Genomic DNA, 14720 nt, shown 5'->3' with positions numbered 1-14720 from the left:
TGGGGGTCTGCGGCCCACAGACCCCCGCATCGGCCCTTAACCAGACCCCCGCATCGGCCCTTAAGGGGCCTCGTCCTCAAACGCCAGACGGGCTGAGATTGCCGGGACCGCCCTGACAAGTGACCGGCTGGGCGCGTACCCCCGTGGCCCGCGGAGGCCCGCGCACCGCAATCGCCTGGCGCCCCCCAGTGCCTTCGCGAACCCTTGACAGTGCCGCTGTGCGCGTCAAATCTGGGCGCAGAGCCGCTTGTCCCCGGGAGGCGATGATGCCTGCAGCGCGGGAATCCCTGCTGGATGCCGCCTACACGGCACTGGCGCGCAGGTCGTGGTCCGCCGTGCGGATGGTGGACGTGGCCGCGGCAGCCGGAGTGTCCCGGCAGACGTTGTACAACGAGTTCGGGAGCAAGGAAGGCCTCGCCCGCGCGCTCGTGAGAAGGGAAGCCGACGGTTATCTCGCCGGCGTCGACCGCGCCCTCGCCACCCACAGCGACGCCCGCGAACGCCTCACCGCCACCGCGGAGTGGACCGCCGGCCTCGCCCGCGACAACGCCCTCGTCCGCGCCATGCTCACCGGCTGCTGGGGCGAGCGCCTGCCCTCACCCACGCTTTCCGCCGTCCCGTCCTCCTCGGCCGTACCGGCCCAGCGACGGGCCGACGGCCCGCTCCCGTCACCCGGTGACTTCGTGGCCATCGTCCGCGACCGCGCGGTGGCCGTCCTCTCCGGCCCCGGCATCAACAAGTCCGACACCCCCGACCTGGCTCGCTCCTGCGAACTGGTCGTCAGGCTGGCCCTGTCCTGCGTCGCCGCCCCGCCCGGCGAAGGCGGCGTCACCGACCTCGTACGCAGCGCCCTGTACCGGCAGTTGGCCAGCTGACTCAGCCCACTCCAACCCGACCTCACCCGACCCGGCCTCCGGAGGAACCCCGCCTCAGTGCGCCGAGCCCGACAACTGCAGCCCGATGACCCCCACGATCACCAGGGAAATCGACACGAGCTTCAACGTCGACACGATGTCCCCGAGAAAGACCATCCCGTAGATCGCCGTGCCCGCCGCCCCGATCCCCGTCCACACCGCATACGCCGGCCCCACGTCCAGCTTCTTCAGCGCCAGCGTCAGCAGTCCGAAACTGCCGAGGGCGAAGATGCAGAAGGCGACGGTCGGCCAGAGCCGGGTGAACCCGTGCGACAGTTTCAGACAGACGGCGAAGCCGGTTTCGAGCAGCCCCGCCACGATGACCAGCAGCCACGCCATGTGCTGTCCTCCCGTATCCCCACGTTCTGTGACCGCTTCGTCAGGCTTGGATCCGGCTCGGTGCGATTATGCCCTTACCGGACTCACCGGCAGACAAACAACGCGGAGGTCAGTCCCCTTCCGTGCGCTCCCGCGTGGCCAGCAGCCGTCGCAGTGAGTACAGCCGGGCCGGATCGGAGTGGCCCTGCGCCACCCACTCGTCCAGCGCACAGTCCGGCTCGTCATGACTGCACGCACGCGGGCAGCCCGCGGTTCCCGATTCGAGGTCGGGGAACGCGTTGATCACACGGGACGGGTCGACATGGGCCAGGCCGAAGGAGCGGACACCCGGGGTGTCGATCACCCAGCCGTCCACGTCGGGCAGCGGCAGCGCCAACGCCGACGTCGTCGTGTGACGGCCGCGACCGGTCACCGCGTTCACGTGGCCGGTCACCCGGCGCCGTTCCACCGACACCAGCGCGTTGACCAGCGTCGTCTTGCCCACGCCTGAGTGGCCGACGAACGCCGTGACCCTGCCGTCCAGTTGCTCCCGCACGCGCCCCGCCGCACCGCCGTTCTCCAGCTCCTCCCGGCTGGTCACGACATACGGGATGTCCAGATCGCCGTACAGCTCAAGGAGTTTGTCCGGCGGCGCCAGGTCCGACTTCGTCAGCACCAGCAGCGGCTCAAGACCCCCGTCGAACGCCGCCACCAGACAGCGGTCGATCAGCCGCGGCCGCGGCTCGGGGTCGGCGAGGGCGGTGACGATGGCGAGTTGGTCGGCGTTGGCGACCACCACGCGCTCGTACGGATCGTCGTCGTCGGCCGTCCGGCGCAGCACCGACGTCCGCTCCTCGATCCGCACGATCCGCGCAAGGGTGTCCTTCTTGCCGGACATGTCGCCGACCAGCGCCACCCGGTCCCCGACCACCGCCGCCTTGCGGCCGAGCTCGCGGGCCTTCATGGCCATCACGACCCGGTCCTCGACGAGGCAGGTCAGCCGCCCCCGGTCGACGGTGAGGACCATGCCCTCGGCGGCGTCCTCGTGCTTGGGCCGGATGTGCGTCCGAGGCCGGTTGCCCTTGCGGTTCGGGCGGCTGCGGATGTCGTCCTCGTCGGTGTTCTTGCCGTAGCGGCGCATGGCGATAGTCCCTACGCCCCGAGCATCCCGGTCCACAGCTCGGGGAAGTCCGGCAGGGTCTTCGCCGTCGTCTCCACGTTCTCGATCCGTACGCCCTCGACCGCGAGGCCGAGGATCGCGCCGGCCGTCGCCATGCGGTGGTCCTCGTAGGTGTGGAAGACCCCGCCGTGCAGCCGGCGCGGGCGGATGTGCAGGCCGTCGGCGGTCTCGGTGACGTCGCCGCCCAGTTCGTTGATCTCCTTGGTCAGCGCGGCCAGCCGGTCCGTCTCGTGCAGCCGCAGGTGCGCGACGCCGCGGAGCGTGGACGGGGAGTCCGCGAGGGCGGCGACCGCCGCGATACCGGGGGTCAGCTCGCCGACCTCGCTCAGGTCCACGTCGATGCCGTGGATCGCACCCGAACCGGTGAACACGAGCCCGTACTCGGTGAGTTCGCAGGAACCGCCCATCTCGGTGAAGATCTCGCGCAGCCGGTCACCGGGCTGCGTGGTGCGGGCCGGCCAGTCCGGGACGAGGATCTTGCCGCCGGTCACCAGCGCCGCCGCCAGGAACGGCTGGGCGTTGGACAGGTCCGGCTCGATGGTCAGATCGCGGCCGAGCAGGGCGCCCGGCGTGACCCGCCAGACGTTCGGCTCGCCGCCCGACTCCGGGGTGTCCACCTGGGCGCCGACCGAGCGCAGCATGTCGACGGTCATGCGGATGTGCGGCATCGAGGGGAGCGAGGAGCCGATGTGCCGGACCTCGACGCCCTGGTTGAAGCGCGGGCCGGAGAGCAGCAGCGCCGACACGAACTGGGACGACGACGAGGCGTCGATCTCCACCGGGCCGCCCTCCAGGGCACCCGAGCCGTGGACCGTCAGCGGCAGCGCGCCCCGGCCGTCGTCGTCGATCCGGGCACCGAGAGCGCGCAGGGCGTCGATCACGCCGTGCAGGGGACGCTCGTACGACCTCGGGTCGCCGTCGAAGCGGACGGAGCCGTCGGCGAGCGCGGCCACCGGCGGCAGGAAGCGCATCACCGTGCCGGCGTTGCCGACGTCGACCGTGGCCGGGCCCCGCAGGCCCGCGGGGAGCACCCGCCAGGCCTCTCCGGTGCCCTCGGGGCCCACGCCCTCCTCGATGCCGACGCCCATCGCGCGCAGGGCGCCGGCCATCAGCAGGGTGTCGCGGGAGCGGAGGGGGCGGCGCAGCCAGCCGGGCTCGCTCGCCAGGGCGGCGAGGACGAGGGCGCGGTTGGTGACTGACTTGGACCCCGGCACGTGGACCGTGGCGTCGACGGCTCCGCTCGCGTGCGGGGCGGGCCATAGGGCGGTGTGTGCGGCGGGGTTTTGGGCCATGGGTTCACTTTATAAGTAGGCCGTCGTTCGGGTGCGGCCCCGTTGTGGCTGGTCGCGCCCCGCGGCGGAGCCGCAGATGACACAGCCCCGCGCCCCTGGAGACGCTGCCCCTTCGGGGCGCGTCATACCCCCAGCAACCAGCGTCCCCCGCCTATCAGCGAACACAGCGACACCGCGTGGAACAGGAACAGCCACAAGCCTGCCGGGACGTGAGTCAGCCGCGAAAGTTGGTCCGCGTCCGAGTCACCCGCCCCGCCCCGCGACCTCTTCGCCTGCAACTCGAACGCCGGCCTCACCCCGCCCACCAGCAGGAACCACACCGCCACATACGCGAACGCGGCCTGCACCTGCGGCCCCGTCAGCCAGCTGACCAGCACGAACGTGCCGCCCGCGACGAACACCGTCAGTGCCCCGTACGCGTTCCTGATCATCACCAGCATCGCCACCAGCAGAGCCGTCGCCAGCCACAGCAGGAGGGTGATCCGGCCCGCGCCCAGCAGTGCCGCGCCGCCCAGGCCCAGCAGCGGGGGAGCCGTGTAGCCGGCGGCCGCGGTGAGGATCATGCCGAGGCCGTGCGGTTTGCCGCGGCTGACGGTGAGGCCGCTGGTGTCGGAGTGCAGGCGTATGCCGGTCAGGGTCCGGCCGGTCAGCAGGGCCACCAGGCCGTGGCCGCCCTCGTGGGCGATGGTGATGGCGTTGCGCGAGATGCGCCACAGGCCGTGCGGGACGACCACGGCGAGTGCGGCGACCAGGGCGGCGATCACCACCCAGAGGTCCGGGTCGGGCTGCGTCCCGGCGACCTCGTCCCAGAGGGAGGCGAGCGAGGCGGATGCGGTGCTGTCCATGTAAGGCGGTGGCTCCCTGTGGTCGGATGGAATCTGGCAGTGTGGCACGTATGTGCGGAAGGTATGCAGCCAGTCGTGGGGCCGAGGATCTCGCAGGAATCTTTGAGATCGAGAAGTGGGAGCCCGAGGAGACCCTCGATGCGGATTACAACGTGGCTCCGACCAAGGAAGTTCACGTCGTCCTCGACCGTCCCTTGAAAGACGTCCACGACCCGCGTCCGGTTCGGCAGCTGCGCAAGCTGAAGTGGGGGCTGGTGCCCAGCTGGTCCAAGACCCCCGAGAGCGCCTTCAAGATGATCAACGCGCGCGCGGAGACCGTGCACGAGAAGCCGTCGTACCGGCGGGCCTTCACCTCCCGGCGCTGCATCATCCCCGCCGACGGCTACTACGAGTGGGTCACCGGCACGCAGGAGCGGGACCTGGAGGTCGAGGGGAAGCGGAAACGGCCGCGCAAGCAGCCGTACTTCGTGCTGCCCGCCGATGGGACAGTGTTCGCCATGGCGGGGCTGTACGAGTTCTGGCGGGACCGGACGCTGCCCGACGAGCACCCCCAGGCCTGGTGGGTGACCTGCTCCGTCATCACCACGGAGGCGGAGACGACCCCGCTGGCCGTCGCGCCCGCCGAGGGCCCGAACTCGCTGCACGACATCCACCCGCGGATGCCGCTGATGCTGACCCCGGACCGCTGGGACGCCTGGCTCGATCCGGCCCGGACGGACCAGGAGGAACTGCGTTCGCTGCTCGCCCCGCCGCCTGCCGGGCTGATGCGCGCCTACCCCGTCTCCACGATGGTCAGCAACGTCCGCAACAACGGCCCGGAGCTGCTGAAGGAGCTGGACGGCCCCGAAGAGGGCACACTCTTCTGACGTGACGAACGAGTCAGACGTGAACGAGTCAGACGTGAACGAGTCAGACGTGAACGAGCCAGACGTGACGACAGAGACCATCGGTACGGACGCGGGTGACGCCCGCATCACCTGGCACCCGGCGCGGCAGGCCAGGCTCGTGCTGGCCGTGAGCCACGGCGCCGGCGGTGGCATCGGGGCCCGGGATCTGAAGGCGCTGGCCTCGGTCCTCCCGGCCCACGGCGTGACCGTCGCCCTGGTCGAGCAGCCCTGGCGGGTGGCCGGCAAGAAGGTGGCGCCCGCTCCGAAGACCCTCGACGTCGGCTGGCGCGGCGTCTGGCCCGCACTCACCGCGCCCGGGCTGCCCGTGATCTCCGGCGGCCGCAGCGCCGGGGCCCGCGTCGCCTGCCGTACGGCCGTCGAACTGGGCGCCCATGCCGTCCTCGCCCTCAGCTTCCCCCTCCACCCGCCGGGCAAGCCCGAGAAGTCCCGCGCCGAGGAGCTGCTCGGGGCCGGGGTGCCCACCCTCGTCGTACAGGGCGGCAACGATCCGTTCGGCAAGCCGGAGGAGTTCCCGGACGGGGACTACGAACTGATCGAGGTGCCGTACGGCGATCACGGGTTCGCCGTGCCCAAGCGGGCGCCCCTCAATCAGGACGAGGCCGTGGCGATCGTCACCGACAGTGTCGTGAAGTGGGTCGGGTCACTCGGGTAAAGCTTCGGGAATGTCGGGGACCCGGCCTCTGTTGTGGCGGACAGCGGTGCCGAACGAGCAGCGCACACGTCGTAGGAGAGGAAGTCCGCCGCATGGGTTCGACCTTCTGCCCGGCCCGCAGCAGCCGTACTGACCTGGACTGGACAGTGCTGCACGCGGCCCGGACCGCTCCTATTCGAGCGGCGGCAGGTACGGCAGGTCGTCTATCCTCCGATTCAGGTGGGACCGGCTTCGGTCCTGCCCGGAATCTTGAGGAGGTGGGTCCGGTTCCCGGTACCGACGCAGGGACCGACAACGGCCAGGCGGAGCAGCCCGAGGGCCTGGGCACGAGCGCGGTGACGTCCACGGAGTCGACCGCCGAGCGCAGCGCGCGCTTCGAGCGGGACGCGCTGGAGTTCCTCGACCAGATGTACTCGGCCGCGCTGCGCATGACGCGCAACCCTGCCGACGCCGAGGACCTGGTGCAGGAGACGTACGCCAAGGCGTATGCGTCCTTCCACCAGTTCCGCGAGGGCACCAACCTCAAGGCGTGGCTGTACCGGATCCTCACCAACACCTTCATCAACTCGTACCGCAAGAAGCAGCGTGAACCCCAGCGCTCCGCGGCCGAGGAGATCGAGGACTGGCAGCTCGCGCGTGCCGAGTCGCACATGTCGACCGGCCTGCGCTCCGCCGAGTCCCAGGCGCTCGACCACCTGCCCGACTCGGACGTGAAGGAAGCACTCCAGGCGATCCCCGAGGAGTTCCGCATCGCCGTCTACCTCGCCGATGTAGAGGGCTTTGCGTACAAGGAGATCGCGGACATCATGGGGACACCCATCGGTACGGTGATGTCCCGGCTGCACCGGGGCCGCCGTCAACTGCGCGGCATGCTCGAGGACTACGCCCGTGAGCGCGGGATGGTCCCGGCCGGCGCCGGAGAGTCGAACGAAGCGAAAGGCTCGGGCTCATGAGCTGCGGAGAGCCGCACGAGACGGATTGCAGTGAGGTACTCGATCACCTCTACGAGTTCCTCGATCGTGAGATGCCCGACTCCGACTGCACCAAGTTCGAGCAGCACTTCGAGGAGTGCTCGCCCTGCCTGGAGAAGTACGGTCTTGAGCAGGCCGTGAAGAAGCTGGTCAAGCGGTGCTGCGGACATGACGACGTGCCGACCGACCTGCGCGCCAAGGTGCTGGGCCGGCTCGACCTGATCCGCTCCGGCCAGGCGGTGCCCGAGCACGACGTGACCGCCACACCCCAGGAGTCCTGAACTCCCCCTCCCGGGAACCTTTGTCCGGAACCTCTGCCTGGAACGGGCTGTCGTCACTCGAACGTGCTAATCGGCGGGTGATAGGCCCACAGCCGCCCCTCTTGCCGACTTAGGCTCCGCTGTTGAACTGAGCAGGTCATGGTGGGGGAGGGCGTCCAGATGGAGGCGATACCGGCACGGGCTCGCGTGTACGTCGCCTGCGTGGCGCTGTGCGCCCTGGCCTGCCTCCTGCACCTGCTCGCAGCCCCCACGCCCTGGCGAGCGGTCGTCCTGCTCGCGGCGCTGTACGCGGCCGGTGAGCAGGTCGCCGCACGGTGGCGGTTCGCCGGCACCTTCTATCCCGTCCTGCTCGCCGGCGCCTTTCTGCTGTCTCCGTCCGCCGCCGCACTGGTCGCGGTGCCGGGTGCCCTGCTGTCGCCGGCCGGGCAACGGCCGCTGTGGACACGGCGGATCTGGCGGGCAGCCCAGCTCGCCGTGGCCGTCTGGGCGGCGGCCAGGGTGCACGGGGAACTGGGCGGGCGGGACGTCGTGGTGTCCGGCCACTTCCCCTATGCGCTGATTCCGGCCGGGGGCGCGGTCCTGGCGTTCTGCCTGGTCGTGACCGCGCTGGACGGCGGCATCCGCGCCTTCGCCGAGCGCCTGCCCGTGCGGCGCGCCTGGCGGGGGCTGTTCCTGCGCTCGCTCGCGCCCCTCGTCGTCCATGGTCTGGCCGGGCTGATGATGGCCGTGCTGTGGCGCAGCCCGTACGGTCCGGTCGCCGCGCTGCTCGTGCTGCTGCCGATGTGTGTGTCGTGGTGGGTGTTCGCCCAGTACCACCGGGAGCGCGCCGCGCACCAGGCGACCATCCGGGCGCTCGTCCAGGCCGTCGACATCAAGGACGGCTACACCCGCGGGCACAGCGAGCGGGTCGGGCAGGCCTCGATGATGATCGCGCGCGAGCTGGGCATGGACGACGACCGCGTCGAGGTGGTGCGGTTCGCCGGGATCCTGCACGACGTGGGAAAACTGGGCGTGCCCACCCGGCTGCTGCGCAAGGACGGGCCGCTCACGCCCGAGGAGCGGCGGGTGATCGAGCTGCATCCCGAGTACGGCCACGAGATGGTCCGGGGTATCTCCTTCCTCGGCGAGGCCCGGGCCGCCGTACTGCACCACCATGAGCGGCTGGACGGGAGCGGCTACCCCTACGGGCTGAGGGGCAACCAGATTCCGGAGCCGGCCCGGGTGGTGGCGGTCGCGGACGCGTTCGACGCGATGACCTCCACCCGGTCCTACTCGCGGGCCCGGCCCGTGTCCGTCGCCCTGCGGGAGCTGGAGAGGTGCGCGGGCTCGCAGTTCGACCCCCGGATGGTCACGGCTCTCGCCCGGGCCGTGGGCCAGTACGGCTGGCATCCCGCCGTGACGGCCGACGAGGCCCGTACGCCCGTCTCCCGCCCGCCGCTCTCCAGCGCCCCGGGAGCGCGCCGATGAGCGCCCCGCGGCCGCGGCCGCCCCTGCTTCTCACCCTGATCCACGCCTGCGCGGCCCTCCTCGCCGCCGTCTGTCTGGCCGGCACCCTGGGGAGCGGCCTCGAACAACGCGGCACCGCGATCGCCTTCGGGGCCCTCGTCGCCCTGGGCGAGCTCACCCGCTGGACCGGCGCGGAGGGCAGGGAGGTCGCACCGCTCGGGGCCGCCGCCGCACTGTCGTACGCCCTGCTGGGGGAGATGGGCGGGGAGCCCACCCGGCACGGTGTCGTGCAGGTCGTCGCCGTCGTCCTGGCCGCCTCGCTGCTCGGCAGCGTGCCGCACATCGCGCGCGGGCGGCCCGTGCTCGACCATCTCGCCCGGCGCGTGCTCACCGTCGGCTTCGCCGCCATCTGCTTCCAACCCCTGTACAACCAGGGCACGTTCCACGGCTGGGGCACCGCCTACGCCCTGCTGCTGCTCGCGATCCTCGCCCTCACCACCCTGTGCGGCGCCCTGCTCACCGCCGCGCTGGCGCACTCCCGCACCCGGTGGCCCTTCGGGCCGCTGCTGCGGGACGAGCTGCGGGCGACGCTCGGGATCGGGTCGGCCGTCTGCGCGACGGGCGCCGTGATGGCGCTCGCGGTCGCCGTGGTCGGGCTGTGGGCGCTGCCCGTCTTCTCGATCCCCCTGCTGCTCACCCAGATGTCCCTGCGCCGGTACGCCGCGGTGCGGGCCACCTATCGGCAGACCATCGCCTCCCTCGCCCGGGCCACCGAGATCGCCGGGTACACGCCCGCCGGACACGCCCGGCGGGTGGCCGCGCTCAGCCGGGAGGTCGGGCGGGATCTGGGCCTGTCCGAGGCCGAGCTCACCGTGCTGGAGTACGCGGCCCTGATGCATGACATCGGGCAGCTCAGCCTGGTCGACCCGGTGCCGGCCGGGGCCACCGCCGTGCTGCCCGTCGAGGAGCAGCGGCGGATCGCGCTGCTGGGCGGGGCCGTCGTACGGCAGACCGGGGTGAATCCGCAGGTCGCCACGGTCGTGGAGCGGCTGGCCGATCCCTGCCCCGAGCAGCCGGTCGCCGCGCGGATCGTGCGGGCCGTGAACGCATACGAGGAGAAGGCGCGGGGAGCCGGTCCTGGCGGGCCGCTGAAGGCGCTGGAGGAACTGCGGCTGGGGACCGCCGGGGACTATGCGCCGGAGGTGGTCGGATCCCTCGCACGGGTGCTGGCCAGAGACTGTCTGACATCCCCTGTGGCTGGGTAACCCATGGGTAATGAGCGCCCTTCCAGCCGTACGTGGTTGGATGCGAATGAGAGTGTGTCCGGGGGCGAGCACTAGCCAGCCCACTCCACGGAACTGGCAGGCGGGAATCGTGAGGATCTTCGGCAAGGGACGGCACCGGCCCTCCGCCTCCTGGCGGCAGGCCACCGACCGGGCGTTCACGCTCATCGGCGACGGCCGGTACGAGGACGCGGGCGCGCTGTTGACACGTGCCGCCGATCTGGAGCCCTGGCTTTCGGAGTCCTGGTTCAACCTCGCGCTGCTGCACAAGTTCCGGCACGACTGGGAGCAGGCCCGCGCGGCCGGACTGCGTGCCGTCGCGCTGCTCGACCGGGAGACCGGCGCGCCCGACTGGTGGAACGTCGGCATCGCGGCCACCGCCCTGCAGGACTGGCCGCTGGCCCGGCGGGCCTGGCAGGCGTACGGGCTGCGGGTGCCCGGCGGTGCGACCGCGTCCGGTGAGCCGGTCGGGATGGACCTGGGCAGCGCGGCCGTACGGCTGTCCCCCGAGGGGGAGGCCGAGGTCGTGTGGGGGCGGCGGCTGGACCCCGCCCGTATCGAGGTGCTGTCGATCCCGCTGCCGTCGTCCGGGCGGCGCTGGGGCGAGGTCGCGCTGCACGACGGAGTGCCGCACGGGGAGCGGACCACGTCCGCCGGGCACGCCTACCCCGTCTTCGACGAGATCGAGCTGTGGGCGCCCTCGCCGGTGCCGACGTGGGTGGTGCTGCTGGAGGCCGCCACGGAGGCCGACCGGGACGCCCTGGAGCAGCTCGCCGCGGACGCCGGGTTCGCCGCGGAGGACTGGTCGTCGTCCGTGCGGCTGCTGTGCCGGATGTGCTCCGAGTCGCGGATGCCGTCCGACGAGGGTGACGGGGACCACCTGGATCCGCACGATCACAGTGAACCGGGTCACCCCGGGCCGCTGGGGCATCGGACGGACGGGCAGCTGTGGGTGCCGGAGCGGGAGTGCGGGGTGGCCGCGCCGGCTTCGCTGGTTCGGGGGTTGTTGGACGGGTGGGTTGCGGACAGCCCGGATTCGCGGGATTGGCGGGATCTCGAAGAGGTTTGCTAGGCATCGCGGCCGACTGCGGGCTCGTCGTGGCTGGTCGCGCCCCGCGGCGGAGCCGCATATCGACAGAGCCCCGCGCCCCTGAAGGGGCGCTCCCCGTACCCTGTATCAGCATCACACCCTCTTTTCTTGTGCAGGAAGGCATACGTCGGTCATGGCCCAGCAGGACACCGAGCAGCAGCACGCGGGCGTGCTCCCCGTGGACGACGAGGGGTTCGTCGTCGACACCGAGGACACGGAGGAGCGCGAGAACGCCTGGCGTGAGCGCGGCACCTCGCGGCCGATCACCGTCGTCGGGAACCCGGTCCTCCACAAGGAGTGCAAGGACGTCACCGAGTTCGGCGCGGAGCTGGACCAGCTGGTGGCGGACATGTTCGCCTCGCAGCGCACCGCCGAGGGCGTGGGCCTGGCCGCCAACCAGATCGGCGTCGACCAGAAGGTCTTCGTCTACGACTGCCAGGACGACCAGGGCGTCCGGCACGTCGGTGTCGTCTGCAACCCCAAGCTCGTCGAGCTGCCCGCCGACCGGCGCAGCCTGGACGACAGCAACGAGGGCTGCCTGTCCGTGCCGACGGCGTATGCCCCGCTGGCCCGCCCCGACTACGCCGAGGTGACCGGGCAGGACGAGAAGGGCAACCCGATCAAGGTGCGCGGCACCGGGTACTTCGCTCGGTGTTTGCAGCACGAGACGGACCACCTCTACGGCTACCTCTACATCGACCGTCTCTCCAAGCGGGAGCGCAAGGACGCGCTCCGTCAGATGGCCGAGAACGAGCCCCGCTACCCCGTCGTCGCGAACGACTGAGGTCTGCCGGAAAACCCCACATGACCCTTGCGCACGGCGTCTGTTCAGCTTCCCCATCCTGACCAGGCGCCGTTCGCATGTCCGTCGCACGTTCGATCCCATACACGCAGGTTGTGATCCAGAACCAGTCACATAGGGGGAGATTCTCGGCACTGTGGGGTAGTGAATGAAGCAAATCCGTTCCCAGAACGGACAGTTGTGGTGCTGAATGTAAGTGCGGGGATACGCAACGGCGCACGCCCGGCACAGCGGGAGGGGCGTGTACAACTGGCGGCTGAGAGGGGTTTGTTCGTGCATGCTTTCTCACACAGCACCACATCGACACCGACGGCGGTCCAGGTACCACCATCGCTCTCTCTTCCGGTGATCGAAGCAGCGTTTCCCAGGCAACTCCATCCATATTGGCCCCGGCTCCAGGAGAAGACCCGTACCTGGCTGCTGGAAAAGCGGCTGATGCCGGCCGACAAGGTCGAAGAATATGCCGACGGCCTTTGCTACACCGACCTCATGGCGGGGTACTACATTGGCGCCCCCGACGAGGTGCTCCAGGCGATTGCGGACTACAGCGCGTGGTTCTTCGTCTGGGACGACCGGCACGACCGCGACATCGTCCACTACCGCCCGTCCGCCTGGCGGCGGCTGAGGTTCCGGCTGCACGCGGCCCTCGACTCCCCCGAGGAGCATCTGCACCACGGGGACGCGCTGGTCGCGGGGTTCGCGGACAGCATGGTGCGGCTGTACTCGTTCCTGCCCCGCACCTGGAACACCCGCTTCGCCCGTCACTTCCACGCGGTGATCGAGGCGTACGACCGGGAATTCCGCAACCGCACCGAAGGAATCATCCCGACCGTCGATGAATACCTCGCACTGCGTCGGCTCACCTTCGCGCACTGGATCTGGACCGATCTGCTGGAGCCGAGCGCCGAGCTGGAACTCCCGGACGGCGTGCGCAGGCATCCGGCATATCGGCGGGCGGCGTTACTGAGCCAGGAATTCGCCGCCTGGTACAACGACCTCTGCTCGCTTCCGAAGGAAATAGCGGGCGATGAGGTGCACAATCTCGGAATCAGTCTCATCAAACACGAGGGGCTGACTCTGGAAGAGACGGTGACGGAGCTGAAGCAACGCGTCGAGACCTGCATATCCGATTTCCTCGACGCCGAGCACGACGCTCTGGAATTCGCCGACTCCCTGTCCGACGGCACGCTGCGCGGAAAGGAACTCAGCGCCGCGGTGCGGGCCTGTGTCAGCAATATGCGCAACTGGTTCAGCTCGGTCTACTGGTTCCACCACGAGTCCGGCCGTTACATGGTCGACAGCTGGGACGACCGGTCCACGCCCCCGTACGTCAACAACGAAGCGGCAGGTGAGAAATGACCGTCGAGTCCGTCCACCCCGAAGCCCAGCCCCGTGAGGCTTCGGAGTTGCGTGAACCGCCCCTCGCGGGCGGAGGAGTTCCACTTCTCGGCCATGGCTGGAAGCTGGTCCGAGATCCCCTGGCCTTCATGGCCGCGCTCCGGGACCACGGAGATGTCGTACGCCTGAAGCTCGGCCCGAAGACGGTGTACGCCGTCACCACCCCGGAGCTCACCGGCGCCATGGCGCTGAGCACCGACTTCAAGATCGACGGGCCGCTGTGGGAGTCCCTGGAAGGCCTGCTCGGCAAGGAGGGCGTGGCCACCGCGAACGGCACCCGGCACCGGCGTCAGCGGCGCACCATCCAGCCCGCCTTCCGGCTCGACGCGATCCCCGCGTACGGGCCGATCATGGAGGAGGAGGCGCATGCGCTGACCGAGCGCTGGAAGCCCGGCGAGACCGTCGACTGCACCTCCGAGTCGTTCCGGATAGCCGTGCGCATCGCCGCCCGCTGTCTGCTGCGCGGCGAGTACATGGACGAGCGGGCCGAGCGGCTGTGCAACGCGCTCGCGACCGTCTTCCGGGGCATGTACCGGCGGATGGTGGTCCCCCTCGGGCCGCTGTACAAGCTGCCTCTCCCGCCCAACCGCGAATTCAACCGGGCGCTGGCCGATTTGCATCTCCTGGTCGACGAGATCGTCGCCGAACGCCGGGCATCTGGTCAAAGGCCGGACGATTTGCTGACGGCATTGCTGGAGGCGAAGGACGAGAATGGCGACCCCATCGGGGAACAGGAGATCCACGACCAGGTCGTCGCGATTGTCACCCCGGGCAGTGAAACCGTGGCCTCCACGATCATGTGGCTGCTGCATGTGCTCGCGGAACATCCGGAACACGCCGACAAGGTGTGCGCGGAGGTCGAATCTGTCACCGGCGGACGGCCCGTGGCATTTGCGGATGTCCGTAGCCTCAGGCACACGAACAATGTCGTCGTGGAGGCGATGCGTTTGCGCCCCGCGGTCTGGATTCTCACGCGACGGGCAGTGATCGATACCTCACTCGGTGGCTATCGCATTCCGGCCGGGGCGGACATCGTCTACAGCCCCTACGCGATCCAGCGTGACGAGAAGTCGTATGCCGACAACCTCGACTTCGACCCCGACCGCTGGCTCCCGGAACGCGTCAAGGACGTGCCGAAATACGCCATGAGCCCCTTCAGTGTCGGCAACCGCAAGTGCCCGAGCGACCACTTCTCGATGGCGCAGCTGACGCTGATCACGGCGGCGCTGGCCACCAAGTACCGCTTCGAGCAGGTCGCGGGCTCCCAGGACGCGACCCGCGTCGGCATCACGCTGCGCCCGAACAAGCTGCTGCTGAGGCCGGTGCCGAGGGACTAGTGC

Annotated in this window: 15 protein-coding genes; 11 read left to right on the top strand and 4 right to left on the bottom strand. The window is 70.2% G+C overall.

Going from position 1 to position 14720, the window contains the following annotated elements; all coding sequences use genetic code 11:
* Positions 1-263 precede the first annotated feature (263 nt).
* Positions 264-875: a TetR/AcrR family transcriptional regulator gene (locus ACIA8X_RS11790; protein ID WP_399458245.1), complete on the top strand. Its 612-nt coding sequence runs from the start codon at positions 264-266 to the stop codon at positions 873-875.
* A gap of 54 nt (positions 876-929) precedes the next feature.
* Here the strand turns inward: ACIA8X_RS11790 and ACIA8X_RS11785 are convergent, their stop codons facing one another.
* From ACIA8X_RS11785 to ACIA8X_RS11770, 4 genes are all read right to left on the bottom strand, one after another.
* Entirely contained in the window at positions 930-1253 is a 324-nt protein-coding gene (locus ACIA8X_RS11785) for a DMT family transporter (RefSeq protein WP_393448479.1), read from the bottom strand.
* A 109-nt stretch (positions 1254-1362) separates the two neighbouring features.
* Positions 1363-2373, bottom strand: coding sequence for a ribosome small subunit-dependent GTPase A (gene rsgA, locus ACIA8X_RS11780; protein ID WP_393448482.1), 1011 nt, complete (start codon positions 2371-2373; stop codon positions 1363-1365).
* Positions 2374-2384: 11 nt separating this feature from the next.
* Positions 2385-3704, bottom strand: a complete 1320-nt coding sequence (gene aroA, locus ACIA8X_RS11775; protein ID WP_399458244.1) for a 3-phosphoshikimate 1-carboxyvinyltransferase — start codon at positions 3702-3704, stop codon at positions 2385-2387.
* Between the two features lie 122 nt (positions 3705-3826).
* Complete coding sequence (locus ACIA8X_RS11770) at positions 3827-4549, bottom strand: M50 family metallopeptidase (RefSeq protein WP_393448488.1); 723 nt, start codon at positions 4547-4549, stop codon at positions 3827-3829.
* A 50-nt stretch (positions 4550-4599) separates the two neighbouring features.
* On the opposite strand from ACIA8X_RS11770, the gene ACIA8X_RS11765 reads away from it, so the two are divergent.
* The 10 genes from ACIA8X_RS11765 (at position 4600) to ACIA8X_RS11720 (ending at position 14717) form a co-directional block, all read left to right on the top strand.
* Positions 4600-5415, top strand: coding sequence for an SOS response-associated peptidase (locus ACIA8X_RS11765; protein WP_393448491.1), 816 nt, complete (start codon positions 4600-4602; stop codon positions 5413-5415).
* Positions 5416-5479: 64 nt separating this feature from the next.
* Positions 5480-6109, top strand: coding sequence for an alpha/beta family hydrolase (locus tag ACIA8X_RS11760; protein WP_393448494.1), 630 nt, complete (start codon positions 5480-5482; stop codon positions 6107-6109).
* Positions 6110-6366: 257 nt separating this feature from the next.
* Positions 6367-7062 (top strand): RNA polymerase sigma factor SigR, encoded by a 696-nt coding sequence (gene sigR / locus ACIA8X_RS11755; RefSeq protein WP_393448497.1) that lies wholly within the window; start codon positions 6367-6369, stop codon positions 7060-7062.
* Positions 7059-7361: a mycothiol system anti-sigma-R factor gene (rsrA, locus tag ACIA8X_RS11750; RefSeq protein ID WP_393448500.1), complete on the top strand. Its 303-nt coding sequence runs from the start codon at positions 7059-7061 to the stop codon at positions 7359-7361. The genes sigR and rsrA overlap by 4 nt, the downstream gene beginning before the upstream one ends.
* Positions 7362-7520: 159 nt before the next feature.
* Positions 7521-8828 carry an HD-GYP domain-containing protein gene (locus ACIA8X_RS11745; RefSeq protein ID WP_393448992.1) on the top strand — a complete coding sequence of 436 codons (1308 nt, stop codon included), beginning with the start codon at positions 7521-7523 and terminating at the stop codon, positions 8826-8828.
* Positions 8825-10072 carry an HD-GYP domain-containing protein gene (locus ACIA8X_RS11740; RefSeq protein WP_393448503.1) on the top strand — a complete coding sequence of 416 codons (1248 nt, stop codon included), beginning with the start codon at positions 8825-8827 and terminating at the stop codon, positions 10070-10072. Before ACIA8X_RS11745 ends, ACIA8X_RS11740 begins: the two co-directional genes overlap by 4 nt.
* Positions 10073-10181: 109 nt before the next feature.
* Positions 10182-11162 carry a tetratricopeptide repeat protein gene (locus tag ACIA8X_RS11735; RefSeq protein ID WP_393448506.1) on the top strand — a complete coding sequence of 327 codons (981 nt, stop codon included), beginning with the start codon at positions 10182-10184 and terminating at the stop codon, positions 11160-11162.
* Between the two features lie 151 nt (positions 11163-11313).
* Complete coding sequence (def, locus tag ACIA8X_RS11730; RefSeq protein WP_393448509.1) at positions 11314-11964, top strand: peptide deformylase; 651 nt, start codon at positions 11314-11316, stop codon at positions 11962-11964.
* Positions 11965-12255: 291 nt separating this feature from the next.
* Positions 12256-13341, top strand: a complete 1086-nt coding sequence (cyc1, locus tag ACIA8X_RS11725) for an epi-isozizaene synthase (protein WP_393448995.1) — start codon at positions 12256-12258, stop codon at positions 13339-13341.
* Entirely contained in the window at positions 13338-14717 is a 1380-nt protein-coding gene (locus ACIA8X_RS11720; protein ID WP_393448512.1) for a cytochrome P450, read from the top strand. The genes cyc1 and ACIA8X_RS11720 overlap by 4 nt, the downstream gene beginning before the upstream one ends.
* Positions 14718-14720: the final 3 nt, after the last annotated feature.

It is taken from the genome of Streptomyces sp. NPDC051738 (assembly GCF_044453205.1).
Taxonomy (GTDB): domain Bacteria; phylum Actinomycetota; class Actinomycetes; order Streptomycetales; family Streptomycetaceae; genus Streptomyces.
The sequence above is the reverse complement of the archived record's forward strand: the minus strand, read 5'-3'. Positions and strand labels throughout refer to the sequence as shown.